This is a genomic window from Pseudomonas simiae (assembly GCF_900111895.1).
Taxonomy (GTDB): domain Bacteria; phylum Pseudomonadota; class Gammaproteobacteria; order Pseudomonadales; family Pseudomonadaceae; genus Aquipseudomonas; species Aquipseudomonas simiae.
Window position 1 is genome coordinate 322,562 of the sequence record NZ_FOKB01000005.1, and the last position, 19,799, is coordinate 342,360.

Genomic DNA, 19,799 nt, shown 5'->3' on the forward strand with positions numbered 1-19,799 from the left:
AAGCCTTCCAAAATGTATCTGCAACGAGCCGCCTGGCGCGCTTGTTGGCCTGTCCGACATTTTTTTGGAGGTGCTGATGACTGACGTCAACCGGCTGCCCACGCTTGTTTCCCTGCAACACCTGAGTGTCCAGTTCGCCAATGGCGAAACCCTGCTGGATGACCTGTGCCTGTCCATCGATCACACCCCTACCGGTATAGTCGGCCGTAACGGACGGGGCAAAAGCGTCCTCGCCAAGCTGATCGCCGGGCTGCTGTCGCCCTCCTCCGGCACGCTGAGTGGCCCGCCCGGTACTATCTACGTTGCGCAGAATGTCGTGGTTGCGCCGGGGGAAACCGTCGCCGACCTCACCGGCACCGCTGCGATACTGGCCGCCCTTGACCGCATGGCCCGAGGCGCCGCACAGCCCGATGACCTGGAATTGATCGACGACCGCTGGGGCTTGGCCGAACGTTTGCGCAATGCCTTGGATGCTGCGGGGTTATCGCAGCTGGCTTTTGATACCCCAGCCGATCAACTCAGTGGCGGCCAGTTGGCCAGGGTCGCGATCATCGGCGCGCTGCTCGCCGCGCCGCCGTTGCTGGTCCTCGATGAACCCACCAACCACCTCGACAACGATGGCCGCGCCTGGCTGCTGCGTGCACTTGGCGATTGGCGTGGCGGCCTGGTGGTGGTCAGTCATGATCGGTCATTGCTCAACGCCATGGCGCGCATCGTTGAACTGTCGCCCCTTGGTGTCAGCGTGTATGGCGGCAACTATGATGCCTACCGTCGGCAGCGTGATGCGGAACAACAAGCCGCCATCGCCGCACTGGACCATGCGCGCCTGGAGCGCAGCCGCGAGCGGCGGCGCCTGCAAAAAGACCACGACAACCTGCAACGCAACGCCGCGCGATCACGCAAACATGCGGAAACCGCCAACGTCGACCGTTTCACCAAGGCGCGCTGGAAAGGCGCCGCCACGCAGATCGTCAGCAGCGTGCGCAGTGCGCATTGGCAGCACAAGCACGAATTGGATGCCCAGGTGCGCCAGGCTTATGAACGGGTCGAAGAGGAAACGCCGACGCTGTTGGCATTGCCTGCATCAGCGGTGCCCAATGGACGGCAGGTGCTGTCCTTGATCGACGTACAATTGCCGTGGTTACCGTCAAGCGGCCTCACTGTGCATCTCGCAGGTCCGGTGCGCGTCGCCGTGCGTGGGCCCAACGGATGCGGCAAGTCCACGTTACTCAAGGTACTGGCCGGTGAGTGGCAGGCTGTCGCGGGTGAATGCAGTGTGCCTCTGCCCTGCGCCTACATCGACCAACACCTTGCGCTGCTGGACGATCGACGCTCCATCGTCGAACACCTCAACCTGCTCGACACCCCACTGGCCGAAGCCGAGTTGCGCACCCGCCTGGCGTTGCTGCACCTGGATGCCTCGCGCGTCACCCAACCCACCGGGCAACTCAGCGGCGGTGAGCGCTTGAAGGCCGCGATGGCGATTGCCTTATGGGGTGACAAACCGGCGCAACTGCTGTTGCTGGACGAACCGACCAACCATTTGGACCTCGAGTCGGTGATGGCTTTTGAACAGGCGCTGCAGGGTTTCAACGGGGCGATGCTGGTGGTATCCCATGACGCCGCGTTCATCCAATCGATCAAGCCAACCCATTTCCTGGATTGGCATCACACGGGTTGGTCATTGACGCCTGCCTGAGGTCATTGCATGCGCGCGTAAAGCGTCCTACGGTAGTGGCCGGATAATCTCATCGAGGAACCCGGCCCTATGCTGCCTTCGCCCCGCAAACCTTACGTCAATGCTGCACTCGCCCATCGACAGCGCTGGCGTGGTCGGGTCGGGCTGATGCTGGTGGCCAGCCTTTCAGTGTTGGCAGGCATGACCGATGCCATCGGTTTCATGGCGAGCGGCGACTTCGTTTCGTTCATGAGCGGCAACACCACTCGCCTGGCGGTAGCGATCAGCGAGGGGGATCTTGGGCTGACCGGGCGCCTGCTGTTGCTGGTCGCAACATTCGTGGTCGGTAACGCGCTGGGTGTGGTGGTCAGCCGAATGAGCCGCCGTCATGCCTTGCCTTTGCTGTTGTGCATTGCGACCTTGTTGTGCGGTGCGGCATGGCTGCCTTCCGGCGATACGTTGCCCGCGCTGCTGGCGGCGATCATCGCCATGGGCATGCTCAATGCTGCAGTGGAAGAGGTCAACGGATTGCCGGTCGGGCTGACTTACGTCACCGGAGCGCTCTCACGCTTTGGCCGCGGGCTGGGACGCTGGCTGCTCGGGGAGCGCCGCATGGGTTGGCGCGTGCAGTTGATCCCGTGGGCTGGCATGTTCGTTGGGGCGGTGATTGGCGCGCTGCTGGAACACCAGATGGGCTTGAAAGCGCTGCTGGTCAGCGGCGTGCTGGCAGGGTTGCTGGGGTTGGTGTCGCTGAAGATTCCCCGTCGCTGGCACTTGGGTTACATGCCGCGCTGAAGACTAGGAAGAGGTGCTCGCCCGACGTTTAGGCCTCGACGTCCGTGTACTGGTAAAGAGCCATCATGTCGGGCGAGCGGGTGAATCATAAGCGAATGCCCGACGGCTGTCGTGCCAGGCATTTCCTAATTCGACTAAGGCAATGGATTACAGGCAGGTCGCGAGTGCGGCCAAACGGCGCTTGGCCGGCATATTGTCTTCTGCGGCATAGTACTTGATCGTGGAGCCGGCACCCGCGCTTTGCACGTCGACGAAGTAATCGCCAGCGGTGGTGTAGACGGTGTAACCGCCCGCCTCGATTGGCTCCTTGAAGCCGCCGGCATCAACGCCGAACACGCCTTCGTCCTGCCAGCCGAATTGCACGCATTCGGCAACGACCAGGGTGGCCTTGTCCGAAGCCAGCGTCTTGTAGGGCGTGCCTGCGCGCGCCTCTTTCATCTTCGAACCTGCGCAACCGGCCAGGGCCGCCAGTACCAGTGCGCCAATTACCACCTTGTGCATGCCATTGCTCCGTTGGAAAAAACGCGACTGTACCATTGCCGCGGGCTGGACTGACGGCCGCATGAACTTTGTTTCACTGTAAAGGGAGAAGGCGCGGTCTATATTGACCACGCTCATTTTTAGTAGTCTCCCTTCGGCCCGCTCTCCCGCGGGCTTTTTTTCGCCTGGGCTCAGAGCAACCAGCGGAACAGGTAAAACAGCGCCATGCTCAGCAGCACGGTGACCAGCACATTGCGCGTCCAGAACATCAGCCCCACGGCGCTGATACCCGCCAGCAGGTAGGGGTTGGCCGGGCTCAGGTTCAGGTGATGGTCCGCCAGGAAAATGATCGGCCCGCAAATCGCCGTGAGCATGCCCGGCACTGCAAACCCGAGAAACTCCCGCGCGCCACGGTTGAGGCGCACCGGCAGGCGCGGTTCGATAAACAGGTAACGGTTGAAAAATACCACCAGGCCCATGGCCACAATCATGATGTAGATCATTGCTGCCCTACTCCCAGTCGCTTGCAGGCATAACCCGCGCTCATGCCCAGCAAGCCGGACACCACCACCGCCGACTCCCAGTGCAGGAAACTCAACCACACCGAAAACAGCAGCGACACGGCCACGCAGACCACCGTGGGTATGTCGCGCACCACCGGCGTGATCAGCGCGATAAACGTGGCGGCGATGGAAAATTCCAGGCCCAGTTGATCAAGGCCGGGAATGCTTTTGCCGAGCACGATGCCGGCCAGGGTGAACAGGTTCCAGATGATATAGAACGTCAGCCCAACGCCCAGGGCATACCAGCGGTTGAACGTCTCGCGGTCATAGTGACTGACCAGTGCAAAGAATTCGTCGGTCAACAAAAAGCCCAGGCTCATGCGCCAGCGCGTCTTGAGGGGTGACAGGACCGGGCGCAGGTGCATGCCGTAGAGCAAATGCTGAGAGGTCAGCAGCAAGGTCGTCAACACGATGGAAATCAGGCTGGCGCCACTCTTGACCATACCGATGGCGACCAGTTGCGCAGCACCGGCAAACACAATGGCGGACAAACCCTGGGCTTGCAAAGGGCTGAATTGCGCATCGATGGCCATGGAACCGGCCAGCAGCCCCCAGGGCGCACAGGCCAGGGACAGGGGAATGACGGCGATGGCGCCGCGAGCGAAGGCGTAATGAGGTAAGGCAGTGGGCATGGAAACGGCTCATCGACAAACAGTCGACAAGCATGCCAGCGCAACAACGGGCTTGTCTTGAACGATCTTGCTCAGGCCAGCCTCACCGACACCTGCTCCACCGAGTCGCGCGCCTCACGCAGCTCATAGGCATCCTGGTTGAGCCGGTGAATCGTGTTGAGCAAACGCTGGCGCAGCACTTCATCGCCGAGTTTTTCAACGGCGCGCATCAGGTCGAACGCGGCGGTTTCGTTATTGTCCGCGACGGAATCGAGGGTCTTGCGCAGGTTGCGAGTGGCACGGGTCACGCGGATTTATCCTTCTTCAGCAATGGGCAGGCACTTTAGGACATTCGTGTTTCATTTTAATTTCAAACACTTGTGGCGGATTTCAAGGCATTTGATCCATGTCAATTGAAACAGGATTTGACTGTATATATGGATATTCGTATATTCGAATAACTCAATATGCAAAGGCCTTGGCCATGTCGGACGCCATCTCCCCCCCCACCCTGTTCAAATGCCTGGCCGATGCCACCCGTGCACGCCTGACGTTATTGATCCTGCGCGAAGGCGAACTTTGCGTGTGCGAACTGATCCATGCCTTGGACGACAGCCAGCCCAAAATCTCCCGCCACTTGGCGCAACTGCGCAGTTGCGGGTTACTGCTGGACCGCCGTCAGGGTCAATGGATCTACTACCGCATCAACCCTGCGCTGCCCGAGTGGGTGACACAGGTGCTGCACATCACCCAGCAAGCCAACCAGCCATGGTTGCACAGCGACGCACAGCGTCTGGATGCAATGGGCGACAGACCACAACGGGCCAGCACCTGCTGCTGAGCCACCGGAGCCTTTATTCATGCTTGTCGCAATTGCCATTTTTATCTTCACCATCGTCCTGGTCATCTGGCAGCCCAAAGGTTTGGGCGTTGGCTGGAGCGCCACCATGGGCGCGATCCTGGCCTTGGCCTGCGGCGTGATCAGCCTGGCGGACATTCCCGTGGTGTGGCACATCATCTGGAATGCCACCGGGACCTTTGTCGCGCTGATCATCATCAGCCTGTTGCTGGACGAGGCCGGCTTCTTTGCCTGGACCGCCCTGCATGTAGCGCGCTGGGGGCGCGGGCGCGGCCGACGGTTGTTTGCCTATATGGTGTTGCTCGGCGCACTGGTGTCGGCGCTGTTCGCCAACGACGGTGCGGCGCTGATCCTGACGCCGATCGTGATGTCGATGCTGCTGGCGCTGCGTTTTTCTCCGGCGGCCACGCTGGCGTTCGTCATGGGCGCAGGCTTTATTGCCGATACGGCAAGCCTGCCGCTGGTGGTGTCGAACCTGGTGAACATTGTCTCGGCCGACTACTTCAAGATTGGCTTCAACGAATACGCCGCCGTGATGGTGCCGGTTAACTTCGTCAGCGTCGCGGCCACGCTGGCGGTGCTGTTGTGGTTCTTCCGCCGCGACATTCCGCAGACCTACGACCCCGCCGACCTTGACGACCCTGCCAGTGCGGTCCACGACCGCGCCACCTTCCGCGCCGGCTGGTGGGTGCTGGGCATCCTGCTGGTGGGCTGCTTTGCCCTGGAACCGTTGGGCATTCCGATCAGCGCGATTTCCGCCGTGTGCGCCTTGCTCCTGCTGGTGATCGCCGCCAAGGGCCACAAGATCTCCACGCGCAAAGTACTGAAGGAAGCACCCTGGCAGATCGTGATCTTTTCCCTCGGCATGTACCTGGTGGTCTACGGCTTGCGTAACGCCGGCCTCACCACCTACCTGGCGACCTGGCTCGATACCTTCGCCACTTATGGCGTGTGGGGCGCAGCCATGGGCACCGGTGTGCTGACGGCGCTGCTGTCCTCGGCGATGAACAACTTGCCGACGGTGTTGATCGGCGCGCTGTCCATCGAGTCCAGCCATGCCGTGGGCGTGATCAAGGAGGCCATGATCTACGCCAACGTGATCGGCAGCGACCTGGGCCCGAAAATCACCCCGATTGGCAGCCTCGCCACCTTGCTGTGGCTGCATATCCTGGCACGCAAGGGCATCACCATCACCTGGGGCTACTACTTCAAGGTCGGGATTGTACTGACCCTGCCAGTGCTGTTGATCACCCTCGCCGCCCTTGCTTTGCGCCTGAGTTTCTAACGGAGTCACCTCGATGAAAGTCCTGTTCATGTGTACCGCCAACAGCTGCCGCAGCATCTTGTCCGAAGCGATGTTCAACCACCTGGCGCCACAAGGTTTCGAGGCGATCAGCTCCGGCAGCTTTCCCAAGGGCCAGGTCCTGCCGCGCAGCCTGAGCACGTTGCAGGCCGCCGGCATCAGCACCGAAGGTTTGTACAGCAAAGGCAACGACGCGTTCGAAGGCAGCCCACCGGACGTGGTGATCACCGTATGTGACAAGGCCGCCGGCGAGGCTTGCCCGGTGTATTTCGGGCCTGCGGTGAAGGCGCACTGGGGGCTGGAAGATCCTTCGGACGTGCAGGGTGACGACGCGAGTGTGCAGGCGGCATTCGACGCCACGTTAAAGATCATTGCCACCCGCTGCCGGGCGTTTTTCATCCTGCCTTTTGCCGAGCTCAGCCCTGCCGAACTCAAGACAGAACTCGCTCGCATTGCACAGTTGCAGTCGGAGGCCCCATGACCACCCTGCCCAATCTGGACCCGTCACTGATCTCGCCAAAACCGGACGGTGTGGCCCAGCCACCGCGCATCCTGCTGCTCTACGGATCGACCCGGGAGCGCTCGTTCAGCCGCCTGCTGGTGGAGGAAGCCGCACGCCTGCTGCAGCACTTCGGTGCGCAAACGCGCATCTTCAACCCCAGCGGTTTGCCACTGCCCGACGATGCACCGCGTGACCACCCAAAAGTCCAAGAGCTGCTGGAACTGATGCAGTGGTCCGAAGGCCAGGTCTGGTGTTCGCCCGAGCGCCACGGTTCGATGTCAGCGGTATTCAAGGCGCAGATCGACTGGGTGCCGCTGGCCCTTGGTGCGGTGCGCCCGACCCAAGGCAAAACCCTGGCGGTGATGCAGGTGTCCGGCGGCTCCCAGTCGTTCAATACGGTTAACCAGTTGCGAGTGCTGGGGCGCTGGATGCGCATGTTCACCATCCCCAATCAATCCTCGGTGCCCAAGGCATTCATGGAGTTCGATGATCAGGACCGCATGAAGCCTTCCGCCCTGTATGACCGCGTGGTGGACGTGATGGAAGAACTGATGAAGTTCACCCTGCTGCTGCGCGAACGTCCGGATCTGGTGGACCGCTATTCGGAGCGCAAGGAAAGCGCCGAAGAACTCTCGCACCGCGTCAATCAACGGTCGATCTGAGCCCGCCTGCCAGCGTATGCTCGTACCTGCCCCCTGACTGAGTTGAATCGATGAGCGCCGTGCGACACGCCTGGCTGGGCAACTATGAAATCAGCAGTACCGCCTGCACCGGCCTGACCTTTGCCCGCCACAGCCATGATGAATGCGTGATCGGCGTGAACCTGCTGGGCGAAGAAAAAGTCTGGCTCGACCGTCGGGAGTTCGACGCAGGGCCCGGCTCCATCACCCTGTACAACCCCGGCCAGATTCAGGGCGGCGGCGCAGCAGAGGGCGCGCCCTGGCACTTTGTGAGCCTGTATGCCACCGCAGATCAACTGGCGGCGGACCTTGGGCTGGCGCACCTGGAGTTTGATCGGTCGTTGTGCTTCCAGCCCGACCTCGCGCAGCGACTGGCGGCGGCGATCAAGGGGGCACTGAGTACCGACACACTGGTTCGCGAACTGAATGAAGAGGCGTTGGTGCTCCTGTTGGGCCAAGTGGTGAACACCAGCGGTGTGCGCCTGCCAGGCAGCGCCAACACCGGCAAGCCGCTGATCAACCGCGCCCAGGAGCTGCTCGCCGCACAATTGCATCAGCCGCTGACCCTCGATCATCTTGGCGTCGAACTGGGGCTGTCCAAATTCCATCTGCTGCGCGCCTTCCAGAAAGAAACCGGGCTGACGCCCCGTGAGTGGGCCATGCAGTTGCGCACCCGTCGCGCCAAAGGTCTCCTGCGCAATGGGGTGCCCGCCAGCGCGGCCGCACATACCCTGGGCTTTGCCGACCAAAGTCACCTTAACCGGCATTTTCGCGCGGCTTACGGCATTACGCCGGGCGTTTATCAACGCGCGGTGACGCGCTGAACAGCGCAATCTGATCCAAGACAGCGCTTCGGCGCGTCCTCACACTGCCCGCCATCGCTTGAAGGAATGTGGGCATGCTGACGATCTTTTTCTACGCACTGGTATTTGGTTTTGTGTTCTGCCTCTCGCCCGGCGCGGTGCTGGCAGAGACCCTGCGCCGTGGCTTGCTGCATGGCTTCACACCGGCCTTGCTGGTGCAGTTTGGCTCACTGGTGGGCGATGCGGTGTGGGCGGTGATCGGCCTGACCGGCATCGCCCTGCTGATCCAGCATGATGCCGTGCGCGTGCCGCTGACAGTGGTGTGTGCGCTGTACCTGGCGTGGCTCGGCATCCGCAGCCTGATCGACGCCTGGAAGCTGCCTGAGTCAGACGCTGCACCCGCCAGCACCCGGCAAAATGCGCTGGCAGTTGGCGCAGCGATCTCACTGGCCAACCCGAAAAACATCGTCTACTGGGGCGCGTTGGGCAGCGCGTTGTCAGGCATCGTCGGCACCACGCCCAGCCACGGGCAGACGCTGATGTTCTTTGCCGGGTTCATGTTGGCGTCGGTGCTGTCGTGCTTTCTGATCGCGGCGCTGGTCAATGTGTTGCGCCAGAACGCATCACCGTTGTGGCAACGTATCAGTTATGGCACCTGTGGCGTGGTATTGATCTATCTGGCCGTTCTCGCCGCACAGGGTATATAAGTTATATATCCACTAACTTTCGAATGCCGATTGTCTGAATGAACTCTGAACACCGGACAATTTAATTAATCATGCGTTGACATTTTGTAAGCGTCTGAGTAGATTGCCCGTGCCCGCAACTGGGGCCTTTTTTAAACCTCACAAAAGAAGCCAATGGACACAGTATCTAGTCGCTGTCCGAGCACCGCCTCTGCGGGCATCGGGCGCCAAACCCAGAATATGACAGGACTCGCCACACCGGTCCGGTAAGCTGCGCTAGAGCTCGATGCTCCACCGTAACTGCCTCGCCGGTCGCCCGTCCGGTCCCGAGGTGTGTTATGACCTTCAAAGCCCTTGTTTTGCCTGATGTACGCGCACTAGCGGCCGCCCTGCGCGCCAAGCTGTGCCGTGAGCCCGTAGGCTTTTCCCCTACCCGCTCCGCTTTTGCAGCACCTTCCCCTCAAGTGCGCCCGGCTTACCCGCTGGCGCACTGGCGTATCTGCCCGGACAGCGGCCAACGGGTGCAGCACTGGGATCACCCCGACCCTCAAGACCCGCAGAGACCCAAGGTTTCCAGCCTGGCACAAGCCAGCTTGATGCTCGGTCTTTATGTGAGCGCTCGCGCCACCTGACCCGGCTGGAAACAGCAACTTCCTGATCAATTTCCTGGAGTTCTTTATGAACACGTCCAGTAGTAGCCCGCTGCGCGCTAGTTAACTAACGCACTGTTAGCGGGCCCTGTAGAAGTTAGATGAACACCTTATTTAAACCGATCGCGAAGTTAGCGACTCGGCATGCTTTCGCTCGCCTGTCCTCAGGTAAGTACCGGGTATGTTTTGTCGAAAATTGGCGACAGGAGTACAGACAATGAGCGCCGTAAAAAACACGCCTCTGCACAAAAAGAATGGCACTGACGCCGACACCAAACTGTCGATGCGTGCCGCCCGCGAAGCCCACAACGGCCTGTCGGCCACCCTGGCGAACGTGCGTGCCACCCAGGACGGCTTGACCGAACTGGACGCTTGCGGCCGCCTGCAACGCGAAGGCTATAACGAAGTCGCCCACGACAAGCCACCTCACGCCATCGTCCAGTTCCTGCAGGCACTGAACAACCCGTTCATTTATGTGCTGTTGACCCTGGGGGGCATCAGTTTCTTCACCGATTGCTGGCTGCCGATGCAGGAAGGCGAAGAGGCTGACCCGACCAAAGTCATCATCATCATGACCATGGTGCTGCTCAGCAGCCTGCTGCGGTTCTGGCAGGAACACCGCTCGGCCAAATCCGCCGAAGCCTTGAAAGCCATGGTACGCACCACGGCCACCGTGTTGCGTCGTGAACAAGTGGGCTCGCCACCCACCCTGCGCGAAGTACCGATGCGCGAGTTGGTGGCTGGCGATATCGTGCAGCTGTCGGCCGGCGACATGATTCCGGCGGACATCCGTCTGATCGAATCCCGCGATCTGTTCATCAGCCAGGCCGTGCTGACCGGTGAAGCCTTGCCGGTGGAAAAGTACGACACCCTGGGTAACGTCACGCAAAAATCAGCCGGACCGGTGACCGCTGACCAAGGCAACCTGCTGGACCTGCCGAACATCTGCTTCATGGGCACCAACGTGGTCAGCGGCCGTGCAAAAGCCGTGGTGGTCGCCACCGGACCACGCACCTACTTTGGCTCCCTGGCCAAGGCGATTGTCGGTTCCCGGGTGCAAACTGCGTTCGACCGTGGGGTGAACAGCGTCAGCTGGTTGCTGATCCGCTTCATGCTGGTGATGGTGCCGATCGTGTTCCTGCTCAATGGCTTCTCCAAGGGCGACTGGGGCGACGCCTTCCTGTTTGCCCTGGCGGTGGCCGTCGGCCTCACCCCGGAAATGCTGCCGATGATCGTCAGTGCCAACCTGGCCAAGGGCGCCACCGCCATGGCCAAGCGCAAGGTGGTGGTCAAACGCCTCAACGCGATCCAAAACTTCGGTTCGATGGACGTACTGTGCACCGACAAGACCGGTACCCTGACCCAGGACAAGATCATCCTCGAACATCACGTCAACGCCTTTGGCCAGCGTGATGATGCCGTACTGTCCCTGGCCTGGCTCAACAGCCATCATCAAAGTGGCATGAAGAACCTGATGGATCAGGCGGTGGTGGAATTTTCGGAGCAGAACCCGAAGTTCAAGGTGCCGTTCGCCTACAGCAAGATCGACGAGTTGCCGTTCGACTTCGTCCGCCGTCGCCTGTCGATCGTGGTCAAGGATGCCGCCGACGACCAACTGCTGGTGTGCAAAGGCGCCGTGGAAGAGATGCTGAGCATTTCCAGCCATGTCATGGAAGCGGGCGCCGCCGTGCCGCTGGACGAGCGTCGCCGTGAAGAACTGCTGGCGATTGCCAACGACTACAACGAAGACGGGTTCCGTGTGCTGGTGGTCGCCACCCGCCACATCCCTAAATCGATGGCGCGCCAGCAGTACACCACCGCCGATGAGCGCAACCTGGTGATCCAGGGTTTCCTCACCTTCCTCGATCCACCGAAAGAAACCGCCGGCCCTGCGATTGCTGCACTGCAACAGATCGGCGTGGCGATCAAGGTGCTGACCGGCGACAACGCCGTGGTCACCAGCAAGATCTGCCGTCAGGTCGGTCTCGAGCCAGGCCAGCCGCTGCTCGGTGCCGAAATCGAAGCCATGGACGACGCGACGCTGCTGCGCCGCGTAGAAGAACGCACCGTGTTCGCCAAGCTGACGCCGCTGCAGAAGTCCCGCGTGCTCAAGGCGCTGCAAGCCAACGGCCACACTGTGGGTTTCCTGGGTGATGGGATCAACGATGCACCGGCTTTGCGCGATGCCGACGTGGGTATCTCGGTCGACACAGCGACCGATATCGCCAAGGAATCGGCCGACATCATCCTGCTGGAAAAGAGCCTGATGGTGCTGGAAGAAGGCGTGCTCAAGGGCCGCGAAACCTTCGGCAATATCATGAAGTACCTGAACATGACCGCCAGCTCCAACTTCGGCAACGTATTTTCGGTGCTGGTGGCCAGTGCGTTCATTCCGTTCCTGCCGATGCTGTCGATCCACTTGCTGCTGCAGAACTTGATGTACGACATCTCCCAGCTGGCCTTGCCGTGGGACAAGATGGACAAGGAGTACCTGGCCAAGCCGCGCAAGTGGGATGCGAAGAACATCGGTCGGTTCATGATCTGGATCGGGCCGACCTCGTCGATCTTCGACATCACCACCTTTGCGCTGATGTGGTTCGTGTTCGCGGCCAACAGTGTGGAAGTGCAGACCCTGTTCCAATCCGGCTGGTTCATCGAGGGATTGCTCTCGCAAACCCTGGTCGTGCACATGCTGCGGACCCGCAAGATCCCGTTCTTCCAGAGCACCGCCGCCTGGCCGGTGTTGATGATGACCTGCGTGGTGATCGTGCTGGGGATCTACGTGCCGTTCTCGCCACTGGGCACCCTGGTGGGCCTGCAACCGCTGCCAATGGCGTATTTCCCATGGCTGGTAGGCACCCTGATCAGCTACTGCTGCGTGGCCCAACTGATGAAGACGATCTACATCCGCCGCTTCAAGCAGTGGTACTGATCTCCCCCGCCGTTTAAACGGTGGCGGTCGCCCGGCCGCCACCGTGCAACACAAGGAATCACCTTATGCGCGTCTTGATCTGTGCAGGTCGTCATTACGCCGACACCAAAATGTCCCGCCAAGTGCTGGACGCTTACCACCGCCTGCGCCCGGTGCAGGTACTGATCCACGGGGGCAATCAATTCCTCGGCAGTGACGTTGAGGACTGGGCCCGAGAATTGGGTATCGACGTGGTGCGCTACCCGCCCAACTGGCAACGCCACGGCAAGCAGGCGGAACGCCAGCGCAACCATTTCATGCTGGCCGACAGCCGCCCAGACGTGGTCATCGCCCTACCCGGCGGGGACGACACCTGCGAGTTGGTCTGCCAGGCCAAAGCCAGCGGCATTTCGGTGCTGAGCGTAGAAAGCTGAATTCATGCGAGGTGCATCATGCACAAAAAACACACCCCAGCCCGCCAGGACGGGTTTGCCAAATACCGAGCGCGTCGCTACCACGGCGCACGCCCCACCCTGTTGTTACTACCACCGGCCAAGCGTCGCGCGTTGCGGCGCAACCTGATCTTTATCGGGCTGACCCTGGGCTTCCTGTTGACGATTGCCTTGTTGTCAAAGGCCCACGCGGCCGGCGGTTCTTATGTGGTCGACGACGGCGCGATCAATGTGCCAGGCGAATGCAACGTTGATGCCTGGCACACCGCTAACCGACACGATGGCAGCACTCACACTGAAACGCTGTCGCCTGCCTGCACCTTTGCCGCGCTGCCTTCGGTGCAATGGGGCGCAGCCCTCTCCCGCGCCACCAGCGCAGACAAGGGTGAAACCCAGGTGAACCCACAGCTCAAGGCACACGTCTGGTCGCGGGAAGACCTGGGACTGGAAATGGCCGTGTCGGCCGGCGCGCACTTTGCACAAGGCCGTCGGCACGGCTTTGAAGGCACCGACTTCAACATCCCGTTGACGTGGCAGCCGTTGGCACCCGTGCGCCTGAATTTGAATGCCGGTTGGTCCCACACCTACAACGACGGAGACCAAAAACACCGACTGACCTGGGGCACCGGCGTTGAGTACCAGGTGGCGCATTCATTGACGCTGGTCGCCGAGCGCTACGGCCAGGATGGCGGCGACCAGGCGTGGCAGGCTGGGCCCAGGTTTCATGTCGGCGAGCGGGTCGATGTGGACCTGGTGGTTGGACGCAGCCTGGTCGGTGACCACACGCAATGGCTTACCACCGGCGCCACGCTGCGGTTCTAGGCCTTGGCTTGTTGCTCCAGGTGCAGTTGCAATTGCGGGTCGATTTGCAACTGCCCGGCCAGCTCATCCAGGTAATGGCGTTCGGCGTCCTGCTGATCGTCCACCATCATCACACTGGCCAGGTACACCTCGGCCGCCACGGCTGGGTCGCTGGCAAGCTCGGCGAAATCCGCAGCATCCAGCGGCTTGGCGACTTCAGCGTCGAGCCACTGCTGCAGTTGCGGGTCCTCGGTATGCCGGCCCAGCTCATTGGAAATCAGTTGCCGCTCATTTTCATCGATACGGCCGTCGGCTTTGGCAGCGGCGATCAAGGCACGCAATACCGCATGGCTGTGGGCCTCGGCTGCGGGGCCGTCGAGCTGGTCGACTGTCTGCAAGGCTTGTTGCGGCGCATTGGCTTGTTGGCGCTGCCAGGCTTGATAGGCCTGAAACGCGGCCATTCCCAGCGAGGCCAACGCCGCGTAGTTCATCCCACCGGAACGCCCTTGAGCGGGACGAGTAGCGGTTGTGCCGCCCAACATCCCACCCAGGCCTCCCAACAGATCACCCAGACCGCCACCGGCCGATGCATTGCCAGTGCGGGTGCCTTTCAATAACCCACCGAGCAGCCCACCCAGTCCGCCGGATGATGCACTGCCGCCTTGCCCAGCGCGCAAAAGTTGTTCAAGTAAATCACTGGTGTTCATGGTGTCACCCTCCCAGGGCGCAGTGTTGGCGTCTAACAACCATAGCCCGACACTGCCGGAACACCATGACCGCCGGGCGGGCACGGCCTATCATGGCGTTACCGCGACTTTGAGAGAAAACCCAAGTGAACCGGACTGAGCACATCGCGCTGATGGCGAATTACAACCAGTGGATGAACCGCAAGCTCTATGACGCGGCCCAGACACTGACGGACGCGGAACTGGCGATGGATCGACAGGCGTTTTTCGGCTCGATCCTCGGCACGCTGAACCATCTGGTCCTGGGCGACACCGTCTGGCTCAAGCGTTTTGCGCAGCATCCAGCAGGCTTCACAGCGCTGGCTCCGCTGCACGTTATTGCTACGCCTGCCGATCTCAAACAATTGGCTTTTGCTGATATACGTGAGCTGGCAGCCCATCGCACCTGGCTGGATCAGTTGATTGTCGATTGGAGCCACAGCGTGCAGGAGCCCGACCTGGACCATCGCCTGCATTACCGCAATATGCGCGGCGTGAGCGCCGACAAGGATTTCTTCAGCCTGCTGGTGCACTTTTTCAATCACCAGACCCACCACCGGGGCCAGGCCACGACGTTGCTGACCCAGGCGGGGCTGGATGTGGGCACTACGGACTTGCTGGCGCTGATCGACTGAACTCGGCATAGGCCTGCATCAAGCGCGCAAACTCGTGCGGCTCGGGCAACTGTGCAAAGCTTTCCACGGCCGGGGTGGATGCCCAGGGCAGCTTCTCGCGGGTCCAAGCCTCCATGAAAGGCACGTAACCGCTGGCGTTATCCAGCAACGCGGCGCGGACATTGACGAATTCATCGATGCCATGGGGCCGTGTGAACAGCCAGCTCATGCAATGGGGGCAGAAATAATGGCGATCCACGCCCTGCAGGCCGCCGATCACAGGGCAGCCCTGGGTAACCGTGAAACCGCTGGCGGGAATCAATGCGCTCAGTGAGAACGCACTGGAAGACATCTTCTGGCAGCCCGTGCAATGACAGGCCATGGTGATCACCGGGGCGGCACTCACGGTGAAACGCACACGCTCACAACGGCAGCTGCCCTCATATGGCAGGGTGTCGACGCTCATCATTGCTTCCTTATTATTGATGGGTAGCGTCTCAGGTTAGCCTCAGGTGCCAGACTTGAACAGGTCTGTCGCCCAAACCGAACGCTGCCTGGTTGTTGGGGTCCTAATCCTAGGTGTCGAGGTTTTTACCGCCCCGCCCTCCCCGCGCGCATTGAGGGTCTAGCGATGTGCGTACCCCCGAGAAGGAGACGCTTACATGGTCATTCACTTCAAGGTTGCAGGTCACTTGGCCTGTGGTCACCACGGCACCAACCTCCCTTCCAGCACCGAGCTGAACCGAGTCAAATGTCGTACCTGCCGCAACACTGACGCCTACAAGGATGCCCGCCGCACCCAGCGCAATGCGGCCCGACGCGTTAATCGCAAAGCCAAGATCCACACCAATATCGACTGGCGCAGTGCCTGGACGCAGCGCCTTACCGACTTGCCAGGCTTGCAGCGTTTGCCGCGCGGGTTCAGTGGTCAGCCGTTCGTGTAATCATGGCGCCACGGGGCCACCTGCCATTTGCCCGCAAGGTTCGCAATCGCCTGTTGCAGCGCTACAGCGCCCCGCGCACAGGGCGTACATTCGGCAAAAAACCGGACCACAAAAAAACCTGCACAAGGCAGGTTCTATGCGGGTTGCAGCGACGTCCTGAGAGGTCGTGAAACCAAATGATGGTGCCCGAACCCGGAATCGAACCGGGACGCCCTTACGAGCGGGGGATTTTAAGTCCCATGCGTCTACCAGTTTCGCCATTCGGGCGGCAGCGCGTGTTGCAGGGTTGGGAATATATAGATCCAGTCGCTTTGACGCAAGGTCGAACGACAGCTTTCTCGCGCTGCGAGGCTGGCGAAAAAGCTCGGTAGATCAGTGATCTAGGTAGCATCCAGAGGAAAACAGCCGGCTCATGGGCGTCACTTGGGCCCTTGCTCGGCGATCCTGATGCCCTCCCCACGGGCATAAACAACAATCCCGACGCACACGTCGGAATTGTTGTGCTGGGAGGCACATCAGTGGTCGGGATGCTCGCTCGCTACCGAATCGGCAGCGTCCACGTCAGACATATCCTCTTCAAGCGGTGCCTCGTCGTCCGGCGGCAGCGGGATATTGTCGTCATCGCGCTTTGGATCGTGCCCTGTTTCATTATCTGTGCCGCGGGTTACTGCTTGCTGTGAAATATTCCCTGGGGCGTTTTCATTGATTTCCATACGGGCTCTCCTTTCTTACGCTCGGGGTATCCGTGCTTATTATTCAGAGACAGTACATTCTTCAGAGTGCCGGGCATTAGACGAATGGTGAACGCTGCGCCTGTGGCCTCGTCACCACCACCGGGTGCCGTTGCGGGTGATCAATCCGGTGTATAACCGGTGGTATGCGCGTTACAAAATCGGCCAGACTGCGATCCCGGCTCTATGCTTGACACCCGAACCCAGTGCTTGAACCCACCTATCGGAGACGCACCATGAATCCCCACGCCACCGCCCTTGTCCTGATCGAATTCCAGAACGATTTCACCACTCCCGGTGGCGTCTTCCATGACGCCGTCAAAGACGTCATGCACGCGACCGACATGCTGGCCAATACCGCAACCACGGTGCAACAGGCGCGCCAACTGGGCGTGAAGATCATTCACCTGCCGATTCAGTTCGCGGAGGGCTATCCGGAGCTGACGACACGCGACTACGGGATTTTAAAGGGCGTTGCCGATGGCAGCGCGTTCCGCACCGGCAGTTGGGGCGCAGACATCACCGATGCGATCAGCCGTGAACCTGGCGATATTCTTGTGGAAGGCAAGCGCGGCCTGGATGGTTTTGCTACCACTGGACTGGACTTGGTGTTGCGCAACAATGGCATCCACAACCTGTTGGTGGCAGGATTCCTGACCAACTGCTGCGTCGAAGGCACGGTTCGATCAGGTTATGAAAAGGGTTATAACGTGGTGACTCTGGCCGACTGTACAGCGACGTTCACCGACGAACAGCAAAAAGCGGCGGAAAACTTCACACTGCCGATGTTTTCGAAGGTGTTACGGCATACCGAGTTTCTTGAGGCGTTGAACGCCAAGTAAGCAAAAAGGGCAACTGACCCAACAGTTGCCCCTTTTTGCTTCAACCGTTCACCGTCAGGCCTGGATAAGCCCGCACCGGCACCTTGTGCCTCTGCGGCTGTTGGCGAGCCAATTGTGCCTGGACCTGTGCAACAGCCTCCAACACCCGTTGCGCCCATTGCTCGTCTTGCGGGTCAACCACCACCACACGAAACCCGTGGTCGAAACCTTCAAGCTGAACGCCTTCAGAATCATCGACGTGCAAGTCGATGTCGAAGGCCGGCGGAAATTTCGACGGGGTGCTCGTCAACCCGCGCTCCGTGAGTGCCTGGTTATGGCGCACGCTGTTAACCACGCCGTCGACGTGGATGCCGTACAGCAACAACCAGCGGCGGATGTAGGACGGGGTGCGGCCGGATGAGGTGTAGACCCAGACACTGCAGCCCTGGCGACGTAGCTCGCGGGTCAGGGAACGAGTGCCGCTGCGCAGGGGTTCGCCCAACCAACGGTGCACACACGCCGGCAAGCGGCTGTGTTCGGTCGCACTGTGGTGGAGCTGGCAGGCCAGTGTGTCGTCGATGTCGAACGAAATACGGATTCGCTGACGCTTGAACACACGCTTGATCGTGTCGAGCACTGGGTACCTTCCCATCAACGGCCCCCCTGATGGGCGGGCGCAGGTGTGTCGCTCAGGAAAAATTCTGTTGGATCTGGAGCATTATCTTCCAGGAACGCTGCGTATTTTTTCTTGATCTTGGGCAATTCGTACAAAGCCATCACGCCATGCTTGGCGGAGTTGCGTATCACCGAGGACGGGTTGAAATAGCCCTCGGCGTTGTCCAGCGTCAGCACGAAAGGCGGCAACCCCTCGCGCATCAGCAGGTAGCTGACGATCAGCGACCCGCTGCGGTGATTGCCTTCAATGAACAACTGCGGCTTGCTCAGGACCCGGACGTAAACACCGGCGGCTCGCTTCCATACGGATTCGTTATGGTGCTTGCAATACCAGTTGTACAGATCCTTGATGCCACCTTCGACATTGTTGAAAAAGTGCACTTCGGTCGCCGCCAGGTGCTGCGCGTATTCCTGCCGGCGTACCGGGTCGCTGCCACACAGTACCGTGGCATTGATCTCCAGCATCAGGTTCAGTTGCTGGAGGTCAAACAGGTCGACACCGCGCGCAACATAGTCGTCAATCAGGGCATAACCTTCAAGCACATTCTGCAGCACTTCGTTTGTGAATGGGTCGCGTGGCTCGGTGAAGTCCTGGCTGAGCTGGGCAAAACGCGACTGGACCTCACGCAGTGCGCGTTCAATCGCGGCCAGGTCAAGACGATGTGTTGCAGGCATTGGCAATCCTGAAAAACGCCGCATGGGTCAGCTGAACTTGCCGCTGATGTAGTCCCCGGTCATTTGCTCACGCGGGTTCTCGAAGATCTGCGCGGTCGGGCCCATTTCCACCAGGTAACCGGTACGGGTGCCCTGGGAAATGTCCACCGAGAAAAACGCGGTGGTATCCGCCACACGGATCGCTTGCTGCATGTTGTGGGTGACCAGCGCGATGGTGTAATCCTTTTTCAACTCGACCATCAGCTCTTCGACACGGCGCGTGGCAATCGGGTCCAGTGCCGAACACGGTTCATCCAGTAACAGCACTTCCGGTTCGGTTGCGATGGCACGGGCGATGCACAGGCGTTGTTGCTGGCCGCCGGAGAGCGACAGGCCGCTGACCTTGAGCTTGTCCTTGACCTCATCCCACAGCGCCGCGCCTTGCAACGCGTGTTTGACGCGGTCGCCCAGGTCGCCTTTGTAGCGGTTCAGGCGCAAGCCGAAGGCCACGTTGTCGAAGATGCTCATCGAGAACGGGTTGGGCTGTTGGAACACCATGCCGATATAACGGCGCACGACCACAGGGTCCACGCCCTTGCCGTAAACGTCTTGGCCAAGGAAATGCACATGGCCTTCGAAACGGAAGCCCTTTACCAGGTCATTCATGCGGTTGAGGCTACGCAGCACGGTGGACTTGCCGCAGCCGGACGGGCCGATGAAGCCGGTAATCTTGTTCTTCTCGATCGGCACATGGCTATCACGCACCGCCATGAAGTTGCCGTAGAAAATCTTGTCCAGCTTGCAGTCCATGACCACAGGCGCCTGGGTGACAAACGGAGCGGCTTTTTGCGCAGTTGATAC

At 60.5% G+C, this 19,799-nt stretch carries 25 protein-coding genes and 1 tRNA gene; 15 read left to right on the top strand and 11 right to left on the bottom strand.

From position 1 onward, the window contains the following. Positions 1-76 precede the first annotated feature (76 nt). Both BMZ57_RS18185 and BMZ57_RS18190 read left to right on the top strand, forming a co-directional pair. Positions 77-1,699, top strand: a complete 1,623-nt coding sequence (locus BMZ57_RS18185; RefSeq protein WP_010210334.1) for an ABC-F family ATP-binding cassette domain-containing protein — start codon at positions 77-79, stop codon at positions 1,697-1,699. Between the two features lie 69 nt (positions 1,700-1,768). Continuing rightward, positions 1,769-2,473 (top strand): YoaK family protein, encoded by a 705-nt coding sequence (locus BMZ57_RS18190; RefSeq protein WP_010210333.1) that lies wholly within the window; start codon positions 1,769-1,771, stop codon positions 2,471-2,473. Positions 2,474-2,620: 147 nt separating this feature from the next. Here the strand turns inward: BMZ57_RS18190 and BMZ57_RS18195 are convergent, their stop codons facing one another. From BMZ57_RS18195 to BMZ57_RS18210, 4 genes are all read right to left on the bottom strand, one after another. Next, entirely contained in the window at positions 2,621-2,974 is a 354-nt protein-coding gene (locus BMZ57_RS18195; RefSeq protein ID WP_010210332.1) for a hypothetical protein, read from the bottom strand. 170 nt (positions 2,975-3,144) lie between these two features. Then, entirely contained in the window at positions 3,145-3,456 is a 312-nt protein-coding gene (locus BMZ57_RS18200) for an AzlD domain-containing protein (protein WP_010210330.1), read from the bottom strand. Continuing rightward, entirely contained in the window at positions 3,453-4,148 is a 696-nt protein-coding gene (locus BMZ57_RS18205) for an AzlC family ABC transporter permease (protein ID WP_021493102.1), read from the bottom strand. Before BMZ57_RS18205 ends, BMZ57_RS18200 begins: the two co-directional genes overlap by 4 nt. Before the next feature lie 71 nt (positions 4,149-4,219). Further along, positions 4,220-4,435 carry a hypothetical protein gene (locus BMZ57_RS18210; RefSeq protein ID WP_010210327.1) on the bottom strand — a complete coding sequence of 72 codons (216 nt, stop codon included), beginning with the start codon at positions 4,433-4,435 and terminating at the stop codon, positions 4,220-4,222. A gap of 176 nt (positions 4,436-4,611) precedes the next feature. Between BMZ57_RS18210 and BMZ57_RS18215 the strand changes: the two genes are divergently transcribed. From BMZ57_RS18215 to BMZ57_RS18260, 10 genes are all read left to right on the top strand, one after another. After that, entirely contained in the window at positions 4,612-4,968 is a 357-nt protein-coding gene (locus BMZ57_RS18215) for a metalloregulator ArsR/SmtB family transcription factor (protein WP_021493101.1), read from the top strand. 19 nt (positions 4,969-4,987) lie between these two features. Then, the gene (locus BMZ57_RS18220) at positions 4,988-6,271 is read left to right on the top strand and encodes an arsenic transporter (RefSeq protein WP_038453268.1); all 1,284 of its coding nucleotides are present in this window, start codon (positions 4,988-4,990) and stop codon (positions 6,269-6,271) included. A gap of 13 nt (positions 6,272-6,284) precedes the next feature. Continuing rightward, positions 6,285-6,770: an arsenate reductase ArsC gene (locus BMZ57_RS18225; protein ID WP_021493099.1), complete on the top strand. Its 486-nt coding sequence runs from the start codon at positions 6,285-6,287 to the stop codon at positions 6,768-6,770. After that, positions 6,767-7,453: an arsenical resistance protein ArsH gene (gene arsH / locus BMZ57_RS18230; protein WP_069673029.1), complete on the top strand. Its 687-nt coding sequence runs from the start codon at positions 6,767-6,769 to the stop codon at positions 7,451-7,453. The genes BMZ57_RS18225 and arsH overlap by 4 nt, the downstream gene beginning before the upstream one ends. Positions 7,454-7,503: 50 nt before the next feature. Further along, positions 7,504-8,295: an AraC family transcriptional regulator gene (locus BMZ57_RS18235; RefSeq protein WP_010210322.1), complete on the top strand. Its 792-nt coding sequence runs from the start codon at positions 7,504-7,506 to the stop codon at positions 8,293-8,295. A gap of 74 nt (positions 8,296-8,369) precedes the next feature. After that, positions 8,370-8,981, top strand: a complete 612-nt coding sequence (locus tag BMZ57_RS18240) for a LysE family transporter (protein ID WP_021493096.1) — start codon at positions 8,370-8,372, stop codon at positions 8,979-8,981. 317 nt (positions 8,982-9,298) lie between these two features. Beyond that, positions 9,299-9,592, top strand: a complete 294-nt coding sequence (locus BMZ57_RS18245; RefSeq protein WP_074900577.1) for a hypothetical protein — start codon at positions 9,299-9,301, stop codon at positions 9,590-9,592. A 235-nt stretch (positions 9,593-9,827) separates the two neighbouring features. Then, a complete protein-coding gene (gene mgtA, locus BMZ57_RS18250; RefSeq protein ID WP_010210318.1) occupies positions 9,828-12,542 on the top strand; it encodes a magnesium-translocating P-type ATPase in 2,715 nt (904 codons plus the stop codon). Positions 12,543-12,607: 65 nt separating this feature from the next. Beyond that, complete coding sequence (locus BMZ57_RS18255) at positions 12,608-12,955, top strand: DUF2493 domain-containing protein (protein ID WP_010210317.1); 348 nt, start codon at positions 12,608-12,610, stop codon at positions 12,953-12,955. An 18-nt stretch (positions 12,956-12,973) separates the two neighbouring features. Further along, the gene (locus tag BMZ57_RS18260) at positions 12,974-13,795 is read left to right on the top strand and encodes a PA4824 family protein (protein WP_069673028.1); all 822 of its coding nucleotides are present in this window, start codon (positions 12,974-12,976) and stop codon (positions 13,793-13,795) included. Here BMZ57_RS18260 and BMZ57_RS18265 read toward each other — a convergent pair. Further along, the gene (locus BMZ57_RS18265; RefSeq protein ID WP_069673027.1) at positions 13,792-14,481 is read right to left on the bottom strand and encodes a tellurite resistance TerB family protein; all 690 of its coding nucleotides are present in this window, start codon (positions 14,479-14,481) and stop codon (positions 13,792-13,794) included. The genes BMZ57_RS18260 and BMZ57_RS18265 overlap by 4 nt on opposite strands. 125 nt (positions 14,482-14,606) lie before the next feature. Here BMZ57_RS18265 and BMZ57_RS18270 point away from each other — a divergent pair, with 125 nt between their 5' ends. Beyond that, positions 14,607-15,134, top strand: coding sequence for a DinB family protein (locus BMZ57_RS18270; protein WP_010210313.1), 528 nt, complete (start codon positions 14,607-14,609; stop codon positions 15,132-15,134). Here BMZ57_RS18270 and BMZ57_RS18275 read toward each other — a convergent pair. Beyond that, positions 15,106-15,579, bottom strand: a complete 474-nt coding sequence (locus BMZ57_RS18275; RefSeq protein WP_069673026.1) for a GFA family protein — start codon at positions 15,577-15,579, stop codon at positions 15,106-15,108. The genes BMZ57_RS18270 and BMZ57_RS18275 overlap by 29 nt on opposite strands. 196 nt (positions 15,580-15,775) lie before the next feature. Here BMZ57_RS18275 and BMZ57_RS18280 point away from each other — a divergent pair, with 196 nt between their 5' ends. Continuing rightward, positions 15,776-16,057 (top strand): hypothetical protein, encoded by a 282-nt coding sequence (locus tag BMZ57_RS18280; RefSeq protein WP_069673025.1) that lies wholly within the window; start codon positions 15,776-15,778, stop codon positions 16,055-16,057. Positions 16,058-16,237: 180 nt separating this feature from the next. Here BMZ57_RS18280 and BMZ57_RS18285 read toward each other — a convergent pair. Beyond that, a tRNA-Leu gene (locus tag BMZ57_RS18285) sits at positions 16,238-16,324 on the bottom strand. Between the two features lie 248 nt (positions 16,325-16,572). Further along, entirely contained in the window at positions 16,573-16,770 is a 198-nt protein-coding gene (locus tag BMZ57_RS18290; protein WP_021493090.1) for a hypothetical protein, read from the bottom strand. Positions 16,771-17,024: 254 nt separating this feature from the next. Here BMZ57_RS18290 and BMZ57_RS18295 point away from each other — a divergent pair, with 254 nt between their 5' ends. Next, on the top strand, positions 17,025-17,630 hold the full coding sequence (locus tag BMZ57_RS18295) for a cysteine hydrolase family protein (protein ID WP_069673024.1): 606 nt from the start codon (positions 17,025-17,027) through the stop codon (positions 17,628-17,630). Between the two features lie 40 nt (positions 17,631-17,670). Here BMZ57_RS18295 and BMZ57_RS18300 read toward each other — a convergent pair whose 3' ends face one another. Genes BMZ57_RS18300 through pstB form a run of 3 tightly spaced genes read right to left on the bottom strand, consistent with a single transcriptional unit; the run spans position 17,671 to position 19,748 of the window. Next, positions 17,671-18,261: a hypothetical protein gene (locus BMZ57_RS18300; protein WP_029529138.1), complete on the bottom strand. Its 591-nt coding sequence runs from the start codon at positions 18,259-18,261 to the stop codon at positions 17,671-17,673. After that, entirely contained in the window at positions 18,261-18,959 is a 699-nt protein-coding gene (locus BMZ57_RS18305) for a hypothetical protein (RefSeq protein ID WP_010210302.1), read from the bottom strand. The genes BMZ57_RS18300 and BMZ57_RS18305 overlap by 1 nt, the downstream gene beginning before the upstream one ends. Positions 18,960-18,986: 27 nt before the next feature. Next, a complete protein-coding gene (gene pstB / locus BMZ57_RS18310; RefSeq protein WP_010210300.1) occupies positions 18,987-19,748 on the bottom strand; it encodes a phosphate ABC transporter ATP-binding protein PstB in 762 nt (253 codons plus the stop codon). Between the last annotated feature and the right edge of the window lie 51 nt (positions 19,749-19,799).

Bases quoted from the DNA above. Each gene is read 5' to 3' on its own strand.
- BMZ57_RS18215 (WP_021493101.1), top strand. From the start codon at position 4,612: ATGTCGGACGCCATCTCCCCCCCCACCCTGTTCAAATGCCTGGCCGAT.
- BMZ57_RS18190 (WP_010210333.1), top strand. From the start codon at position 1,769: ATGCTGCCTTCGCCCCGCAAACCTTACGTCAATGCTGCACTCGCCCAT.
- BMZ57_RS18290 (WP_021493090.1), bottom strand. From the start codon at position 16,770: ATGGAAATCAATGAAAACGCCCCAGGGAATATTTCACAGCAAGCAGTA.
- mgtA (WP_010210318.1), top strand. From the start codon at position 9,828: ATGAGCGCCGTAAAAAACACGCCTCTGCACAAAAAGAATGGCACTGAC.
- pstB (WP_010210300.1), bottom strand. From the start codon at position 19,748: ATGGACTGCAAGCTGGACAAGATTTTCTACGGCAACTTCATGGCGGTG.
- BMZ57_RS18195 (WP_010210332.1), bottom strand. From the start codon at position 2,974: ATGCACAAGGTGGTAATTGGCGCACTGGTACTGGCGGCCCTGGCCGGT.
- BMZ57_RS18305 (WP_010210302.1), bottom strand. From the start codon at position 18,959: ATGCCTGCAACACATCGTCTTGACCTGGCCGCGATTGAACGCGCACTG.
- BMZ57_RS18225 (WP_021493099.1), top strand. From the start codon at position 6,285: ATGAAAGTCCTGTTCATGTGTACCGCCAACAGCTGCCGCAGCATCTTG.
- BMZ57_RS18235 (WP_010210322.1), top strand. From the start codon at position 7,504: ATGAGCGCCGTGCGACACGCCTGGCTGGGCAACTATGAAATCAGCAGT.
- BMZ57_RS18240 (WP_021493096.1), top strand. From the start codon at position 8,370: ATGCTGACGATCTTTTTCTACGCACTGGTATTTGGTTTTGTGTTCTGC.
- BMZ57_RS18280 (WP_069673025.1), top strand. From the start codon at position 15,776: ATGGTCATTCACTTCAAGGTTGCAGGTCACTTGGCCTGTGGTCACCAC.
- BMZ57_RS18220 (WP_038453268.1), top strand. From the start codon at position 4,988: ATGCTTGTCGCAATTGCCATTTTTATCTTCACCATCGTCCTGGTCATC.
- BMZ57_RS18185 (WP_010210334.1), top strand. From the start codon at position 77: ATGACTGACGTCAACCGGCTGCCCACGCTTGTTTCCCTGCAACACCTG.
- BMZ57_RS18205 (WP_021493102.1), bottom strand. From the start codon at position 4,148: ATGCCCACTGCCTTACCTCATTACGCCTTCGCTCGCGGCGCCATCGCC.
- BMZ57_RS18255 (WP_010210317.1), top strand. From the start codon at position 12,608: ATGCGCGTCTTGATCTGTGCAGGTCGTCATTACGCCGACACCAAAATG.
- BMZ57_RS18275 (WP_069673026.1), bottom strand. From the start codon at position 15,579: ATGAGCGTCGACACCCTGCCATATGAGGGCAGCTGCCGTTGTGAGCGT.
- BMZ57_RS18300 (WP_029529138.1), bottom strand. From the start codon at position 18,261: ATGGGAAGGTACCCAGTGCTCGACACGATCAAGCGTGTGTTCAAGCGT.
- arsH (WP_069673029.1), top strand. From the start codon at position 6,767: ATGACCACCCTGCCCAATCTGGACCCGTCACTGATCTCGCCAAAACCG.
- BMZ57_RS18265 (WP_069673027.1), bottom strand. From the start codon at position 14,481: ATGAACACCAGTGATTTACTTGAACAACTTTTGCGCGCTGGGCAAGGC.
- BMZ57_RS18260 (WP_069673028.1), top strand. From the start codon at position 12,974: ATGCACAAAAAACACACCCCAGCCCGCCAGGACGGGTTTGCCAAATAC.
- BMZ57_RS18295 (WP_069673024.1), top strand. From the start codon at position 17,025: ATGAATCCCCACGCCACCGCCCTTGTCCTGATCGAATTCCAGAACGAT.
- BMZ57_RS18245 (WP_074900577.1), top strand. From the start codon at position 9,299: ATGACCTTCAAAGCCCTTGTTTTGCCTGATGTACGCGCACTAGCGGCC.
- BMZ57_RS18200 (WP_010210330.1), bottom strand. From the start codon at position 3,456: ATGATCTACATCATGATTGTGGCCATGGGCCTGGTGGTATTTTTCAAC.